We start from the raw sequence: 15428 nt of genomic DNA, 5'->3' as shown, positions 1-15428 counted from the left end.
CATGGCTCCCTTATTGTTGACGGGCGAATTCAGCAAGCAGTGGCCAACGCTTAATAGCTGCCGCCAACTGTTCTCGTTGGGAAATATCGGCATAATCTATTTCAGGCAATGAAAATGCTTTGCTCAGCGCCAGAAAATCATTTTGAAATGTGTAGCCCAGCGTGGGATCTGTCTGAGTTTCGAATTCATCGCTATGCATGTTTAACCGATCCCTATGAATAAAAAGCACTTGAGCAAATGAAGCAAGGCAAACGCGCCTGAGAAAATTCGTTTACATGCTAAATCTGATGTTCTTTAATTTCAATGTTAGGTTTATTTCTTCGCTTACGCTAGTAAACTGAGATACAGTTAAATTCTCTGTAAGAGGGACATCGTGGACCCCGTATTTTCTATTGGAATCCAGTCGTTATGGGATGAATTACGTCATATGCCCGCAGGCGGCGTCTGGTGGTTAAATGCCGATCGCGAACAGGATGCGATTAATCTTATAAATCAGACCATTGCGACACAAGATAAAGAAGCAAAAGTCGCAATAATTGGCATGGGCCACGATCTGCATAAAATCATCCATCTGGATAACGATCACGGACCCGAAAAAGTCCAGCTCTTTTCCATGCCAAATCGGGAAAATAGTCTATACTTTTTCACCCGCGATTTACTGTGTTCAGTGGAGCCTGAGAATTATTTACTGATCCTGCTCTGCGCCAACAATGCCTTTCAGAATATTCCCGTGGCTAATTTGCAAAGATGGCTGGAAAAAACTCACGCATGGGCGAAATACCATAAATGCGCATTGTTGATAATTAACCCCAGCGGCAACAGCGATAAACAGACGTCGATTCTGATGAGTGCATATCGCACATTATTTGGCCTGGCCAGTTTACGCTATCAGAATGATTTACATGTTTATGACGTTGCCTGGTGGTGTAATGAAAAAGGAGTTAGCGCCCGGCAACAGCTTCAGATTCTTAATGTTAAAGGACGCTGGCAATTAGCGGAACGGGAAGAAACATCCGTCCAACCGCGCAGCGATGAAAAGCGAATCTTAAGTAATATTGCTGTATTGGAAGGCGCGCCGCCGCTTTCTGAATACTGGTCATTATTTGAAACTAACGAAGCGTTATTTGAAGAAGCCCGTGCCAGCCAGGCGGCGACATTGATATTTGCGCTCACGCAAAATAATCAAATAGACAGTATTGCGCGGCAGATCCACACGCTGCGTCGCCAACGCGGTAGCGGCCTGAAAATCATTGTCCGTGAAAGCCACGCCAGCCTGCGCGCCACGGATGAGCGTCTGTTGCTGGGCTGCGGAGCCAATATGGTTATCCCGTGGAATGCCCCGTTATCGCGCTGTTTAACGTTAATTGAAAGCGTACAAGGCCAGCAGTTCAACCGTCGGGTGCCGGAAGATATCACCACGCTGCTGTCGATGACCCAACCGCTGAAACTGCGCGGTTACCAGCCGTGGGGCACGTTCTGCGATGCCGTCAGTAATATGGTCAATAACCAGCTTTTACCCGCAGATGGCAAAGGGGTGATGGTCGCCCTGCGACCGGTGCCGGGAATTCGCGTTGAGCAAGCGCTCACCCTGTGCCGAACAAACCGCACCGGGGATATCGTGAGCATTGGCGATAACCGGCTGGTGCTGTTTTTATCATTCTGCCGGGTCAACGATCTCGATACCGCGCTGAACCATATTTTTCCGCTGCCAACCGCGGACATCTTCTCCAACCGTATGGTGTGGTTCGAAGATAACCAGATTGCCGCCGAGCTGTTGCAAATGCGCACACTGACGCCGGATCAGTGGGCAAAACCGTTAATCGTCACGAGTGAAACGAAGAAAGTGATCAATGCAGAACACGATGGCACCGCCTGGCGCCGCATCCCGGAACATTACCGGTTACTCAGCGAAAACACGGAGCGTACATCATGATGTCGATTGGCGATATCGTTCAGCTTATTGTGTTGTGCGCATTGATCTTCTTCCCGTTGGGGTATCTTGCCCGCCACTGGTCGCGCCCGATCCGCACCGCGCTTCGTTTAACCTTTTCCAAACCCCGCTATGTGAAACCAATCGGTACTTTGCGCCGGGAATCGCTCGTCAAGGCAGACCGTAAACATGACTAATCATACAACGACCTCTCCAACGCCTTCGCCGCTGTGGCAATACTGGCGCGGCCTTTCCGGTTGGAACTTCTATTTTCTGGTGAAGTTCGGTCTGCTGTGGGCGGGATACCTTAATTTTCATCCCCTGCTGAACCTGGTGTTTATGGCATTCCTGCTGATGCCGCTGCCCAACCTGCGTCTGCACCGCCTGCGACACTGGGTTGCCCTTCCTGTCGGCTTCGGGCTGTTCTGGCACGATACCTGGCTGCCGGGGCTGGAAAGCATTATGAGCCAGGGTTCGCAGGTTGCCGGATTCAGCGCCAGTTACCTGGCTGACCTGGCGCTGCGTTTTATTAACTGGCAAATGGTCGGGGCGTTGTTTGTTCTGCTGATTGCCTGGCTCTTTTTGTCGCAGTGGATCCGCGTGACGGTGTTTGTCGTTGCGTTGATGATCTGGCTGAACGTGCTGACCCTCACCGGCCCGGCCTTCTCGCTATGGCCCGGAGGCCAGCCAACCACCACGGTGACCACCACTGGCGGCGCGGCAGCAGCAACCGTCGCAGCGGCGGGGGATACACCAGTGGTTGGCGATATTCCGGCGCAAACCGCTCCGCCAACGTCTGAAAACCTCAATGCCTGGCTGGCCAGTTTCTACGCATCGGAAGAAAAACGTCATAGCACCTTCCCGACTGAGCTGGCGGCAGACTCACAGCCTTTCGACCTGCTGATGATCAATATCTGTTCGCTCTCCTGGGCAGATATCGAAGCCGCCGGGCTGATGTCGCACCCGCTGTGGTCACACTTCGATATGGTGTTTAAGCACTTTAACTCCGCCACCGCCTATAGCGGCCCGGCGGCCATTCGCCTGTTGCGCGCAAGCTGCGGTCAGTCGTCGCATAAAAACCTCTATCAGCAGGCAGGCGCACAATGCTATCTGTTTGATAATCTGGCGAAACTGGGTTTTACCCAGCAGTTGATGATGGATCACAATGGCGAATTCGGCGGCTTCCTGAAAGAGATCCGCGACAACGGCGGTGTACAAGTGCCGCTGATGAACCAGACGGGTCTGCCACCGGTCCTGCTCTCCTTTGACGGCTCGCCAATCTTTGACGATACCGCCGTGCTGAATCGCTGGATGGAGTCAGAGGCCACTAACCAGGGTAAACGCACCGCGACCTTCTACAACCTGCTGCCGCTGCACGATGGCAACCACTATCCGGGCGATCGCAAAAGCGCGGATTACAAGCTGCGGGCGCAGAAGCTGTTTGATGAGCTGGATGCTTTCTTCACTCAACTGGAAAAATCCGGGCACAAAGTGATGGTGGTACTGGTGCCGGAACATGGCGCGGCGTTGCAGGGCGATAAGATGCAGGTTTCCGGCTTGCGCGACATCCCCAGCCCGTCAATCACCAACGTGCCAGCCGCGATTAAGTTCTTTGGCATGAAAGCGCCGCATCAGGGCGCGCCGCTGGAAATTGACCAGCCGAGCAGTTTCCTTGCGATTTCGGAGATTGTTACGCGCGTGCTGGACGGGAAGATCTTCACCCAGGATAGCGTGAACTGGCAGCAGTTGATCGGCAATCTGCCGCAGACTGCGCCGGTATCGGAGAATGCGAACGCGGTGGTTATTCAGTATCAGGATAAACCCTATGTCCGTCTGAACGGCGGTGACTGGGTGCCCTATCCGCAATAACGCCCTTTTCCCCTCACCCTAACCCTCTCCCCAAAGGGGAGAGGGAACAGATCGCTGCGGATTTCCTCTCACAGATCCTTCAATAACAGGGCGAGTATACAGAATGGCGCAGGTTTTCCCCTCACAGATCCTTCGATAACAGGGCAGGTGTACCGAATGCCGCGGATTTCCCCTCACGGGTCCTTCGATAACAGGGCAAGTGTACAGAATGGTGCGGGTTTTCTCCCTCTCCCTTTCAGGGAGAGGGCCGGGGTGAGGGTCAGCAGCACAGTTACTTCTGCTGCGCCAGCCACACCAACATCTTCAGACTGGCGGAATAGTAATCATCCTGCGCGGTGATTTGCGGCTCAGCGGGCGCAGCGCCCAGCGTGAGGTCACGTACTGCCAGCAACCCGTCATTCATATTGTACGGCGCAGTATCGTTGGTCGTGACATTCACCCAGGCAGGCGTCTGGTTGCGGCTAAAACCTTGCCACCAGTTGCGCCATGGCGTTAACAACGGGCTTTGCGCATCCTGCCAGCTCACATACAGCGGAATGCGAATCGCATCGTAGCTCATGCGCGGCGGCCACTCTTTGGCTGGCGACAGCTTGCCCTCCGCCGACAATGCAACCCAATCCGTCGGCAACTGCGCCTTACCCCAGGCCATCTTGCCCAGCAATGTTTGCCCGTCTTTGATCAGCTCCCGCCAGGCCACCAGATGGCTACGGTTGGCGAAATCCTGCCATGCCGGGAAGATAAAGTACGAGGGATTGAGGTTCACATAGGTATTGAGGTTGAAACCGTTCGCTCCTGGCAGCATCACGCGGTAACCGGCAAAACTGATCACCGTATGTTTCAACACCGCCTGCGTGATTGCATCGGATGCCGCAAGATACGCCGGAATATTCCAGCGCTGCCCGGCTTTTAACAACGCCCAGGCAATCAGCACATCGCCGTCAGTAGCATCGTTTTTATCGGGAATGGGATCGGCCTCCACCGGGTTATAACGCCAGTAATAGAGACCGTTATCTTTATTTTTCAGGGTGTTGTTGGTCCAGTTCCACATGCTGTCGAATGCGGCTCTGTCGTTATTTGCCACCGCCATCAGCATGGCGTAGCCCTGACCTTCGGTGTGAGAAACGCTTTTGTTGCCGGTATCAACGATACGTCCATCCGGCATCAGAAACCGCGCTTTATAGCTATCCCAAGCCACAGAGGCCTGGGAAAATGACGAAAACAGCAGACTCACCATCACCACCATCGCGGCGAAAATGCGCTTCAACATGGGTTAACTCACTGTGGTTTAGCGTAGCGGAATACTACATCTGACACAGAATAGAGACTTTCGCGCGTAAAAACGAGACCGGAATCGCCGCCTTGTCCGCGCAGCCAGCGCGAATAAAGCCCTTCCAGGATGGCGCAAAACGCCGAGCACCAGCGTGTCTGCAGCGCTTTATCGCGGGCGACCGGTATGCCCTGATGACGAAACGCCAGCCCATTTTCGCTGACAATTATGTCAATACAGCCCCAATTGAACACCCGCAATTGCGCGTTGATGTGGGCTTCCAGCTCGCCCACGGTCTCCGAAGTGGGCAGCGGCGTGCGATCCGCCATGGCTTCGCCCATCTGGCGCAGGAACGGCAGGCTTTCCGCCTCGCCGACATTACGCACCATGCCATCAATCATCACGTTAAGCAGATCAAACCAGCCCGGCGGGGTCTGTTGCTGCTGAAAATAGGCCAGCAACGAGGCGTTGGCGTTATCCATCTTCATTATTTGTCTCCCAGCATATACCGGAGATAAAGTCCGGCGGTGCTTTCGTTATAGCTACCGAAGGTGTCGTAACTGACGTTACCGCCCACCGTCATTTTGTTATTCACGTTGTAATCCAGACCGGCATGGACGTTATAGCCGATGCCGTTTTGCGAACGGCCGCCGTACTGCGCTTCTTTGACAAAGCCCATATCAGCCAGCTGTTGCAGCATCTGCTGCGCTTCCGGCGCGGTCGGGAAATAGTCGCTCTTATCCTGAGTGTAGGATTGATACCCCACCGAACCGCCGAGCCGCAGTTTCCAGTTGTCGATTTTCTGCGAGAAATCCACCGGCAACGCCACGCTGACGTAGTTCTGCGGGCTGAAGTAGCCGCCCTGCCCATAGGTGAAGTAGCTGAGATTTTTTGAGAAATCCATCCAGCTCACGCTAAGGCCGGTCTGCAACTGGCGGAAACTGTCATGCAACGGGCGCAGATAAACCCCGGCACTGGCATTCATACTGGTGTTGCTCGCCACGTTTTCGCCAAGATAGCTGTAACCGCCGCCGCCCACGTAGAAACCGGCGTCGCCGTCATCGTAGCTCAACTGCGCGCTGCCGCCGTTTTTGGTGACTCGACCCCAACGCTCGCCGGAGTATTTGTCATACAGACCCACGTAGGAGAGCAGGCTGTCGGTCACGGCACGACGCTCACCCGTCAGGATCAACGTCAGGTAGTTGGTCAGTTTCGGCGACCATTTCACGCCACCCACCAGCGTACTGAGATCCTGACCCAGAGGCGTTGTACCGATATCCAGCTTGTAGCTGTCGCCGCTCAGCGCCATATTCAGCTCAACGCCGCTGGCGTTTTGTGAATCGGTCGAGGCGTTAATCGCATCGTTATAATTCTTCTTATAATTCGATTCGCTCAGGCTTTGTAAGCGGCTCGAATTCAGCAGCGAGGTCAGATTGCTATACCCTTCTGCGGTAAAGGGCGACAGTTTGCTGGCGTTCGCATAGCTGGCGAGATCGGTGAACTTATCGCTGCCATCCGTTGCCGTGGAACTGTTGGCCGTTTTGATTGAGGTACTGATGTTGCTCACTGCGTCCGCCAGCGGGTTGGAGCCGTAGCGACGCCAGGCGTCGCCCGAGGCGCTACCCGAACTCAGCGAAACCGGGGTGGCGGTAAACTCAAAACGCGACTCGCCAAACGGCGAACTGGACCAGGTGAGCGGCGCTTTCGCTTCCGTCAGTTTACTGGTGCCGGTTTCGCCATCACGCCCGCGGATCTCCACGTTGCCCTGTAGCCACATCCCGGTTTTCTCGTCCATTTGCTGCATCATGTCATCGACCTGACGCAGTGTACGGGACTGCACGGTTTCAACCGGTAAATCGGTGCGGGTGGTGCCCGGCAGCGTACTGCCCGGTTCACGGGCCACCTGCGCCACTTGCCATGGCAGGGTCTGCCCGTACAGCGATTGCGGAGCGGTGGTTTTACTGGTGGTCATAAACGGGTTATCCGCCAGCAGTACACCGCCGATGGTCGGCGTTGCCGCGCTGTTGGAAGAGTCCAGCCCCACCAGTTTGCCGCGCGCGCTGCGCAGGTAGGTCATCGCCTGCTGGTGATTGCCTTTCGCCTCTTCCAGACGCGCCAGCAACAGCAGACGCTCTGGCGATGCGTTGCTGCGCAGGCCATTGGCCAGGCTTTGCGCTTTCTCCACATTGTTTTCCGCCAGCGCCACATCGATAGCGCCCACGCGCGCTGCCTGATCCTCGCTGTCCCGCGTCATCAGGTAGTCATACAGCACGCCCGCTTCTTTGTTCATTTTGCCCGTTTGATACAAACGGCCCATTGCGAACATTAAATCCGTATTCTGCGGATCGTTTTGCAGTGCGCGGATCAGCTTGTCGTATGCAGCGGCATAGTTGCCCTGCTCACGCAGCCGGTCGGCTTCGTTAATCACATAACCATTACGCACTCCCGCCAATTGCGCAGGGGTGCTGCGCGATTGCAGTTCCGGGCTGGAGACAAAACTCTGCGCTTCCTGGTTCAGACCCGCCTGGTTGAGCACGGCGACCTGATCGGCATAATCACCGGCGTTACCCTGCACGCCCTGTTTCATGTTGTCACGCACCAGCGACACTGCGGTGGTCAAATCACCGGTTCGCGCCAGCATGCGTGCCAGTTTCCCGGCATCGACCGGGTTTTTCGGCGGCGTGGCCGACAGCGCTTTCAGCGTGTTAGACGCTGCGGTCATATTGCCCTGAGCGAGGTAACGCTCTGCGGTCGCCATTTGCAGGTTGTAATTCACCCGCTGCGCAAGATCGCGCATCTGGCTGTTTTGACTGGCCGGAGAGATACGCGCCAGCAACGCGCTGGCCTGCTGCCAGCCGCCATTCTCACTGGCAAACAACGCCCCGGCATACAGCGAGCTGGCACCTGCGCCGTCACGCCCGGTGGGGAGCATGACGGTCGCGCCTTCGCTCTCGCGCCCGGTTTGCTGAAGCAAGCGCGCCAGGTCGAGACGCAACCACGGATCGTCCGGCAGACGCGCCACTCCCTGACGTAATACGTTGATCGCCTGCTCCGTGTTCCCCGCGGCAACCAGTTGCTGTGCCTGGCGGCGCAGCGGGTCGCCCGGCGTTCCGGTGACCACGCGCGGTTGCAACTTCGCCTGCAGGCCTGCCGGTAACGTATTCAGCATGGCCTGCGCTTCCGCGGTCTTGCTCTGGTCGCGCAGCACGTAGTAGAGATTTTCCCGCGCCGGGGCATTCTGCGGTTGTTCATTAAGAATGCCGCGCAGCGTCTGTTCGGCCTGGCTGTAATCTTTGTTCTGCCGCAACACATCCGCGCGGAACAGTTTTGCCGCCGTTCCGCGTTCGCCACTCTGTTGCGCCAGCGGCGCAGAGAGCGCCAGCGCTTCGCTGACATTGCCCTGTTTTAACGCATGCTGCGCCTGCGCCAGTTGGCCATAAAACGCCGCATCCTCTGCTTGCGCACGGCGTTCGCCGGAGGCGTCGCCGCCCTGACCCGCCGCCCGGTTAAGGTACTGCGCGGCAGCCTGATAATCGCCATTGCGCTGGGCAATGTAGCCCAGGCCCGCTAAAGCGTCTGCATCGTCCGGGTTAGCCTGTAACACCTGGGCGAACTTCTGTTTCGCCAGGCTGCTGTCTCCGCTGTTGAGGGCGTTAAAGCCGGCCCCTTTCGCCGCGCCGCCGACATTTTTGCGATAGTACGCCTGCACTTCGCTATCCTGCGGATGGCGCTGCAGCCAGGTGTCGTAAAAACGCTCATCGCCGGGCTGCGGCCCCAGCCATAACAGCGCCTGTCGTAAACCGTCATCGGCCTCGCGGCTGCCGCTGGACATCGGTTCCAGCAACAAAATCCCGTCACGGCGCGTCTCTTCACGCCAGGTCAACATTTTACCCAACGCAATACGGGCGGCCGTGTCCTGTGGATACTGCACCACAAAACTGCGCATCTGCGCCAGTGCCTGCGGGTAGAGCGCTTTGTCGCTCGCCATGGTCTGGTAGTATTCCGGCGCCAGGCTTGGCGGCGGCGTGTCGCCGTTAAACATGCTGCGCCACGTCTCCAGCGCCGCCGGGACGTTGCCGCTACGCGCTTGCTGACGGGCGAGCGTAAGCTGCCCCTGCGGCACTTGCGCGAGCTGTTTTGCGTTATCCAGCGCCTGCAAGCTACTGTCTCCCGGCGCGGCTTTCGCCAGCCGTGCGCGCCACTGCGCTGCGGTTTGCAGATCGCCGTTTTGCTGCGCCCACAGCGCCATCAGATACATCGCCTGCGCGTTGTTGGCATCGACCATTAAGACTTTTTTCAGCGACTCCATGGCCAGATCGTCGTGGGACTTTTCATGCCAGTAGTTGGCCTGATCGAACAACGCCTTCAGCGCAGCGTCATTCGCTGCGGCGTGCACCAGCCCCGGAGTGCTGATGATCAGTGCGCCGGAGAGGCAGAATGTGGATAACCGACGGGCGGTTTTTACGCTCATGGTGGTGACCTTTTTCACTTGTCGCTCTCCGGATCAAGACGTTTACGCTCGCGTTTTTTCAGCACGATATACAGCACCCCGCCGACCAGCGAACCAAACAGCAGTCCGAGGATCGCCAGCAGCGCTGAGTGCTGGTTGGCATACCAAATCACCATCATATGCACCGGCATTTCGCCGCTCGGGAATTGCTCACCCACGCGGAAACTGCGTACGCCGGTTTCGTTGGTAATGATGGCCACATCGCCGCGTATCCCGGCATTAATGCGCGCAGAACTGAGGTCAGCGTGCAATCGGGAGAGTTGCTCGTCGTTGCTGCCCAACGCCAGCACCACCAGCCGTTCGTCATTCCACGGTGAGCGGAAGCTGACAAAACCGCGCCACGCTTCGTTAGAGGAGAAGTAGCGGTCGGCTTCAATCCCCTGCGACGCCCAGTCGCCGCTGATCCAACGGCGGATTTTCTGCCAGCTCCCCGGCTCGCGGACGCCCAGCGTGCTGTCGCGCAGAGTAAACGGTGAATTCGCCAACAGCGCGCGGTTAAACGCAGACTGCTCCATGCCGGTAACCGCCAGCACATCGCGGTCGCGCATCAGCTCACTATTGGTCGGTAGACCCAGTACCACACGGTTATGCCCAAGCGCGGTGCCGGTGGCATTTCCGGAGCGCGCCGTCATATCCAGTAGGGTCGCGACTTGCGTCTCTGTCGGTTGCGCAGGCAGCATCAGCAACGTTTCCGAATAGTCTGCCTGTCGGGTAAACGGGAAAGACGCGCCGACAAAGTAAGAAAGGTTTGGCAACAGAGCAAAATGCCGGGTGTGGCTCAAATCAATCCACGAGTCCTCATCAATGCGGCTCTTGATGTTGTTGTTCAGCAACGTGCTGCACGGCGCGTTCTCTTTCGGCACGATGTTGAAATAGAGCGAAAGCTGGTTGTCGCCGTAAATCATGTACGGCTCCAGCGGCATATCAAACGACTCCTGCCGCGCATCGCCGCCCAGTTTGTGCCACAACGTTTCCAGCGCGCCCTGCTTGTTAACCGGCAGGTTATGCAGGAAGGAATCGTTAAGGGTCATGCTCAGCCATGAACGCTGCTCATCAATCCAGTTTTCCGTCGGGAAACGGTAGCCGATATGCAGCGGAATGGTTTCCCCGTCCCACAGGAAAAGATCGGGCGCTGCGCGAAACGCCACCTGCAACGGCGAATGCCAGATCCCGGTGGTGGTCAGGCTTTGATCTTTGCGGATCAGCTCCGTCAGTTTTACCGGGCGATCCGTTGGGATCCAGCGCGGCGCATCATACGGTTTGCTCAACGGAATAGTTTGCGCATCCACATCCACGGACGGTGTTTGTGAGGCAAAGTTGCTGCGCGTTAAACGCCAGGCTGCGGCACGCAGTTCGGTATCGTCTTTCCCGACCACCAGCAGCAGTTTGTAAACCGGGTTTGCCGGGTTATCGACAATTTTCAGCAGCGGCTGCGTGGTTTGCGGCAACGTCAGGCCGCCGATCTGCTCACCGGGATGGCCGATCAGAATGCCGTTTTTCTCCGGCAGACGATCGTGATACGTCGCAAAAGAGACGCCGCGATAATCCGCCTGGATCCCCAGCCATGAGGCGATCAATGCCGCTGCGCTAATGGTATCGGCGCTGAGTTTTGGCCCAAACGCCACCGCGATAGCCGCAGGTGTCATTTGCATGCTGTCAAAGAACGGACGCGGGAAGTGGCTCAGATCCGCACCGATATCCAGCTGTTGCCCTTCCAGTTCAAAATGCGAATCCGGCAGCACTGTAACGCGGTATTTGTCGCTCAGGTCGCGCTGACACTGCATCGCGTCGCCATCGTTAATTTTCACGCTCAGGCTGTTGCTGGAGACCATCAATGCAGCCGGCACATCCAGTTGATAACGGGCAGTATCGCCTTCGGCGGCGCTCAGCGGTACGGTGCCCAGCGGCTGGCCGTTAAGCATCAATTGCAGCGTGGCGTTACGCGCCGCCATCGCCGGGGAAATTTTTAAATTCAGCGCCAGCCGGGCATTGGTCATCACCTGGTCTACCGGCAGGGTAAAATCCACCCCGCCCTGGAATTGCCCACCGCTCAGGGTGATACCCTGCGGCAGGCCCATTTGCGCAATGCTGATACTGTTCACCACCGAAGGGACAAAAGCCGGTAGCGTTTGCGCCTGTGTCGGCGCAGGCAGGTTGAGCGGCAGCAGCGACTCAACCGTAGTTTCTTCACTGTGCAGCGGGGCGATAAACAGCGCGCCCACCAGCACCGCCAGCGTGGTCAGACGTTTCATACGCGCTCCTCTTCAGACGCCGCACTGGCCGCTTGTTCAGCACGCAGACGTCGGTTTTCACGGCGCGATGTCCAGGTCATCCAGAACAGATCAAACACGCAGCGCACAATGGTCGCCATCGAACGGAACGGGTTGTCCTGCGGTTTCGGCGGGTTAATCCACGCGTCGGCGCGGGAAAGCACCACCCGCACCAGCTCGCGGCGGCGCGACAGCGGAATATCATCAAACATCAGGCGGATATACTCTTCGTCACTGGCCACCGTGTTGACCGGGATGCTGATCGCTCCGGAGTGCAACAGCAGCTCCACTTCTTCTATTTCATCATTCAGATGGCGCTCATCCGGCGCGATAACGCGGCAGCCGCCCATCGACAGGTCTGCGGTTTTGCTGCGCGAGGTGATGCCGCTGGCGTAATGCAGCAACACCGGAATATCGACATCGATACGGATCGTTTTGCGCGTCTGTCGCGTTTCACGCGCCACAGCGATCGCCGCCAGCAGGAAGATCAGACTGTATAATCCCCAACCGACGTTGAGGGCGATAACGCGTGGATCCACGCCAAAATAGTCATGGGCGAAGGCGCGCGTGAGACCGGCTATCACGCCAGCGCCAAGCAACACGGCAATAATCAAATGCAGACGCACCACGCTAAAGTCGAAGTAGCCGACGTTTAACAGGCCGCCTTTATCGGTCACGTTAAATTTCCCGCGTTTCGGGAAGAACATGGTGACGACCGTCGGCAGCACAATGTGGAACGCCAGCACGATGTCGTAAATTTCCCCCCAGAAGCTATAACGGAAACGCCCGTTTAGCCGCGAGTTGACATAGACCGACAGGAACAGATGCGGCAGCGCATAGGCAAACACCAGGCTCGCCGACGAGTAAATAATGTTCAGGTTAAACAGCAGATAGGCCAGCGGCGCGGTTAAAAACGCGATGCGCGGCAACGCAAACTGGTAATAGAGCATGGCGCTCAGGTAGCACAGCCGCTGCTGGATGGTCAGCCCGCGGCCAAACAGCGGGTTGTCGAGGCGGAATATCTGCGTCATACCGCGCGCCCAGCGGGTGCGTTGAATCACATGCAGCACCAGGCGTTCGGTGGCCAGGCCTGCCGCCAGTGGAATATCAATGAATGCCGAGCCCCAGCCCAGATGCTGCATTTTCAGCGCGGTGTGAGCATCTTCCGTTACGGTTTCGACGGCAAAACCGCCAATCTCTTCCAGCGCGCTGCGGCGAATAACCGCACAGGATCCACAGAAGAACGTGGCGTTCCAGTTGTCATTCCCACGCTGGATTGGGCCATAGAACAGCGAGCCTTCGTTGGGGATATCTCGCCCCAGCGAGAGGTTACGCTCGAACGGATCGGGGGAGTAAAAGTAGTGCGGCGTCTGCACCAGCGCCAGTTTCGGGTCTTTCAGGAACCCGCCCACTGTCGCCTGCAGGAAAATACGGGTGGCCACGTGGTCACAGTCGAACACGCAAATCAGCTCGCCGTTGGTGAGTTTCATGGCGTGGTTAAGGTTACCGGCTTTGGCGTGCGCATTATCATTACGGGTGATGTAGCCGACGCCCACATCGGCGGCGAATACCGCAAACTCACGGCGTTTACCGTCATCGAGCAGATAGATTTGCATCTTGTTGCGCGGGTAATCAATACACTGCGCCGCCAGCACCGTGTCGCGCACCACGTCCAGCGGTTCGTTATAGGTCGGAATGTAAATATCGACGGTCGGCCACTGGTTCATATCGTCCGGCAGCGGGACGATTTCACGCTTCAGCGGCCATGCGGTCTGCAAATAGCTGAGCAGCAGCATCACCCAGACGTAGACTTCCGCCAGAAATAGCCCCATCCCGAGGATCGTTTCGATTTCGGAATTAAAGTGCAGGGTTTGCGTCAGGCGGAAATACATATAACGCGTCGACAGCAATATCGACATCACCACCATAATCAGGGAGATGCTGCGCTTTTTGCTGAAGCCGAGCAGAAATAAAATACCGATACTGATCAGGCCAAAAATGTACTGTTTTTGACTGTCCATCGGCGTAATGACCACTAAAAGGGCAACCGGAACCATTGCCAGCGCCAGCAATATATAAAGAAACTTTTTCATGGGGGTGCCCGTGAGCGTTAGAAGCCAGACATCTTGGGTTTACTGTGAACGGTGCCGTCGCCGATCTTGACGCCTAAAATACCGGCGACGCGTTTGGCAATGAGTTCAATATCAAATGCCGCTGCGGAGGCCGGACTGAAGTCAAAGATTGACTGTTGCGATGCATTCGCTTCCGCAACGCTCTCATCCCGGTGCAGGACGCCCAGCAGCTTATTGCCCAGGCGTTGTTCCATAAATGCCGTCACATCGCGGCTGATCTGGCGGCGGTTGTCGCTCTGATTTACCACAAAGTAGTGGCCGGATTTACGGTTGAGGACTTCACCCGTCAGGCGGTTATTGTCGATGTGCGGCAGCAGGGAGAGCGATGCGGTATCCGCCAGCAGCGTAACCAGGTGCACATCGGCCAGCCGCGACATGGCTTTTAATGCCGCAGACGGCCCGGGAGGGAAATCGGCAACAATTATCAGGCCGGGATAGTTGAGCAGCGTATTCAGACCGCGAGTCAGGAAGTGTTCGTCATGGGTCAGACGCTCTTCAAACGCAACACGCTCTTCCTCAGTGGCATCGCCATACGGCAGAACAAAAATATTGCCGCCCGCCGTAAGGACAAACTGGCTCCAGTCGGAGGATTCCGCAGCCTTCGCCACAAAACCGCGCCCGTCAGAGAGCGGCACGCCGAAATGCAGACGCAGCGCGTTTTGCACATCGAAGTCCAGCGCCAGAACTTTGCTGCCAGAACGGGCAAGAGCATACGCCAGGTTAGCCGTCAGCGTCGTTTTTCCGACGCCGCCTTTCGGCGAACAAACACAAATTAACGGCATGATGCGATCCTTTCTAACAACGATTGTAATGGCTGGTTTTTTTCAACAGTCTGTTCCGCTTCCGGCGCTTTTGGCGCAAAGAGTCGGGCGAAACTGGCAGGCTCAGAAGACGTTCCACCAGAGACAGCCCGCGGGGCAGGCATCTGCATTACAGGCGCATATCTGTCGGGTTCCGGAATGTTCGCCGCGGCGTTAAACGCGGGCGCGACGGCATCAAGCTGGCTGGCGACATCCTTGAAAATGGAGGCCGACGGCACAGGCGTCACGTCACGGAGATCCGGAACGGCAAGCGGAGCCTCTTCTTCTGCGCTGATGGCAAAAAGATCGGGCTCGACTGCGTGAGGAACCGGCACGGACACATGGCCGCCCATTGCCAGCGTGGAGGTTTCGGTTGCAGGAGAAAGCTGATTAATAATGGTCCAACTGCCCTGGTCGTTTGCTAAGTTTTGCGCAGAGAGATCCTTGAAATCGAGTTTCTGGTTACGAGTCTTGTCCTTGAACCTCTGCAAATCATCGTAATGATTCATAGTTATTCTCATGATTTACAAAATAATATTGTACCCGCCACCGTCAGGATCTTAGTGACCTGGTTTAGGTAGTCGTATGATTTTTTATTTTCGCGGTGCTGTTGTGCGTGGGTACGTGATAACGCTTTTTCTATTATCCAC

11 protein-coding genes are annotated in these 15428 nt (G+C 56.6%); 3 read left to right on the top strand and 8 right to left on the bottom strand.

Going from position 1 to position 15428, the window contains the following annotated elements; genetic code table 11:
* Positions 1-10 precede the first annotated feature (10 nt).
* Positions 11-199 (bottom strand): cellulose biosynthesis protein BcsR, encoded by a 189-nt coding sequence (gene bcsR / locus N7922_RS01105; RefSeq protein WP_263098872.1) that lies wholly within the window; start codon positions 197-199, stop codon positions 11-13.
* 174 nt (positions 200-373) lie between these two features.
* On the opposite strand from bcsR, the gene bcsE reads away from it, so the two are divergent.
* From bcsE to bcsG, 3 genes are read left to right on the top strand one after another with little or no spacing between them, the layout of a single operon-like run.
* The gene (bcsE, locus tag N7922_RS01100) at positions 374-1933 is read left to right on the top strand and encodes a cellulose biosynthesis c-di-GMP-binding protein BcsE (RefSeq protein WP_263098871.1); all 1560 of its coding nucleotides are present in this window, start codon (positions 374-376) and stop codon (positions 1931-1933) included.
* A complete protein-coding gene (gene bcsF / locus N7922_RS01095; protein WP_263098870.1) occupies positions 1930-2127 on the top strand; it encodes a cellulose biosynthesis protein BcsF in 198 nt (65 codons plus the stop codon). The genes bcsE and bcsF overlap by 4 nt, the downstream gene beginning before the upstream one ends.
* Positions 2120-3799 carry a cellulose biosynthesis protein BcsG gene (gene bcsG, locus N7922_RS01090; RefSeq protein ID WP_263098869.1) on the top strand — a complete coding sequence of 560 codons (1680 nt, stop codon included), beginning with the start codon at positions 2120-2122 and terminating at the stop codon, positions 3797-3799. The genes bcsF and bcsG overlap by 8 nt, the downstream gene beginning before the upstream one ends.
* A gap of 271 nt (positions 3800-4070) precedes the next feature.
* On the opposite strand, the gene N7922_RS01085 is transcribed toward bcsG, so the two are convergent.
* Genes N7922_RS01085 through bcsO form a run of 7 tightly spaced genes read right to left on the bottom strand, consistent with a single transcriptional unit; the run spans position 4071 to position 15287 of the window.
* A complete protein-coding gene (locus N7922_RS01085) occupies positions 4071-5066 on the bottom strand; it encodes a glycosyl hydrolase family 8 (RefSeq protein WP_263098868.1) in 996 nt (331 codons plus the stop codon).
* Between the two features lie 8 nt (positions 5067-5074).
* Positions 5075-5554 carry a cellulose biosynthesis protein BcsD gene (gene bcsD, locus N7922_RS01080; protein ID WP_263098867.1) on the bottom strand — a complete coding sequence of 160 codons (480 nt, stop codon included), beginning with the start codon at positions 5552-5554 and terminating at the stop codon, positions 5075-5077.
* On the bottom strand, positions 5554-9537 hold the full coding sequence (locus tag N7922_RS01075) for a cellulose biosynthesis protein BcsC (protein ID WP_263100814.1): 3984 nt from the start codon (positions 9535-9537) through the stop codon (positions 5554-5556). Before N7922_RS01075 ends, bcsD begins: the two co-directional genes overlap by 1 nt.
* 14 nt (positions 9538-9551) lie before the next feature.
* Entirely contained in the window at positions 9552-11828 is a 2277-nt protein-coding gene (bcsB, locus tag N7922_RS01070; RefSeq protein ID WP_263098866.1) for a cellulose biosynthesis cyclic di-GMP-binding regulatory protein BcsB, read from the bottom strand.
* Complete coding sequence (gene bcsA / locus N7922_RS01065) at positions 11825-13939, bottom strand: UDP-forming cellulose synthase catalytic subunit (protein ID WP_263098865.1); 2115 nt, start codon at positions 13937-13939, stop codon at positions 11825-11827. Before bcsA ends, bcsB begins: the two co-directional genes overlap by 4 nt.
* Positions 13940-13956: 17 nt before the next feature.
* The gene (gene bcsQ / locus N7922_RS01060; RefSeq protein ID WP_263098864.1) at positions 13957-14760 is read right to left on the bottom strand and encodes a cellulose biosynthesis protein BcsQ; all 804 of its coding nucleotides are present in this window, start codon (positions 14758-14760) and stop codon (positions 13957-13959) included.
* Positions 14751-15287: a cellulose biosynthesis protein BcsO gene (gene bcsO, locus N7922_RS01055; RefSeq protein WP_263098863.1), complete on the bottom strand. Its 537-nt coding sequence runs from the start codon at positions 15285-15287 to the stop codon at positions 14751-14753. The genes bcsQ and bcsO overlap by 10 nt, the downstream gene beginning before the upstream one ends.
* Between the last annotated feature and the right edge of the window lie 141 nt (positions 15288-15428).

Origin of the sequence: Kosakonia sp. ML.JS2a (genome assembly GCF_025642095.1) — a bacterium.
Taxonomy (GTDB): Bacteria; Pseudomonadota; Gammaproteobacteria; order Enterobacterales; family Enterobacteriaceae.
This window is presented reverse-complemented; position numbering and strand designations above follow the sequence as displayed.

Bases quoted from the DNA above. Each gene is read 5' to 3' on its own strand.
- bcsG (WP_263098869.1), top strand. From the start codon at position 2,120: ATGACTAATCATACAACGACCTCTCCAACGCCTTCGCCGCTGTGGCAA.
- bcsF (WP_263098870.1), top strand. From the start codon at position 1,930: ATGATGTCGATTGGCGATATCGTTCAGCTTATTGTGTTGTGCGCATTG.
- bcsD (WP_263098867.1), bottom strand. From the start codon at position 5,554: ATGAAGATGGATAACGCCAACGCCTCGTTGCTGGCCTATTTTCAGCAG.
- bcsQ (WP_263098864.1), bottom strand. From the start codon at position 14,760: ATGCCGTTAATTTGTGTTTGTTCGCCGAAAGGCGGCGTCGGAAAAACG.
- N7922_RS01075 (WP_263100814.1), bottom strand. From the start codon at position 9,537: ATGAGCGTAAAAACCGCCCGTCGGTTATCCACATTCTGCCTCTCCGGC.
- bcsR (WP_263098872.1), bottom strand. From the start codon at position 199: ATGCATAGCGATGAATTCGAAACTCAGACAGATCCCACGCTGGGCTAC.
- bcsA (WP_263098865.1), bottom strand. From the start codon at position 13,939: ATGAAAAAGTTTCTTTATATATTGCTGGCGCTGGCAATGGTTCCGGTT.
- N7922_RS01085 (WP_263098868.1), bottom strand. From the start codon at position 5,066: ATGTTGAAGCGCATTTTCGCCGCGATGGTGGTGATGGTGAGTCTGCTG.
- bcsB (WP_263098866.1), bottom strand. From the start codon at position 11,828: ATGAAACGTCTGACCACGCTGGCGGTGCTGGTGGGCGCGCTGTTTATC.
- bcsO (WP_263098863.1), bottom strand. From the start codon at position 15,287: ATGAATCATTACGATGATTTGCAGAGGTTCAAGGACAAGACTCGTAAC.